We start from the raw sequence: 255 nt of genomic DNA on the forward strand, positions 1-255 counted from the left end.
TTGTTTTTGAAGTAACTATCTGCAATTTCTTCACGTAATATTCCAGATTTATTGTTATCTGTATTGTTTAATAATTGTTTCTGCTTATTTAACACATCTTTCGGTGGATCAATGATCTTACCATTTTCAGATATTTGTTTAGCACTTATGTTCCCTGAAGACGACACATTCACTGAGGGTAATTTTGCTGGGTCATTTTTTAAGACACGATTGATATCTTTAGCTGCCTCGATAACAATGCCACCACCTTTTTTC

The 255-nt window shown here is 33.3% G+C and carries 1 pseudogene; it reads right to left on the bottom strand.

The window, feature by feature from the left end:
* Positions 1-255 (bottom strand): annotated as a pseudogene (locus V6E90_RS21735) (hypothetical protein); the annotation flags it as partial.

Source organism: Acinetobacter sp. ESBL14 (genome assembly GCF_036668815.1).
GTDB classification, from domain to species: domain Bacteria; phylum Pseudomonadota; class Gammaproteobacteria; order Pseudomonadales; family Moraxellaceae; genus Acinetobacter; species Acinetobacter gyllenbergii.